This window comes from Vibrio sp. 704 (genome assembly GCF_033339295.1).
In genome coordinates, this window is sequence record NZ_JAWOUH010001043.1 from 1 (window position 1) to 511 (window position 511).

Consider the following 511-nt stretch of genomic DNA (forward strand, 5'->3'; position numbering starts at 1 on the left):
ATACAACAAATCGTTTCTGCGATCACCATTCTTGCTTTGTTAGGCGTAATTGCAGGGCTATTGCTCATTTTTACATTATTGCGCTTGAGCTTGTCTCAACGTCAGCAAGAAATCCGTCTGTATCGTACGCTTGGCTCAAGCAAAAAACGGATTAATACAACCTTGTGGGCGGAATACGGAATTATGGCGCTTGTCGCAAGTTCTGTCGCCGTTATGGCAGCCGAAGCGTGTGTAGCAGCAGTGATGAAGTATGGGTTTGACCTCAATGCTCAAATTCACCCTGAATTGTGGATAGCTTTACCGTTAGCCACTTTCGTTACACTGGCACTTGTTGTAATGAGTTTGTTGAAAAGATTGTTAACGCCAGTAAACACTTAATACCCATTTATATAACTAACGCGGACTCACTCCATGACATTTTTATTTTAGTTATCCACAAAAACGGTGGGACTCTCAGCCCATTAAATCAGTGGCTTACATGATAATGCTTGAATTTGTATACCATTGATAT

General features: G+C 41.3%; 1 protein-coding gene. It reads left to right on the forward strand.

Going from position 1 to position 511, the window contains the following annotated elements; all coding sequences use genetic code 11:
* On the forward strand, positions 1–378 hold a 378-nt coding region (locus tag R7R24_RS30550), incomplete at its 5' end, for an FtsX-like permease family protein (protein WP_318120694.1).
* Positions 379–511: the final 133 nt, after the last annotated feature.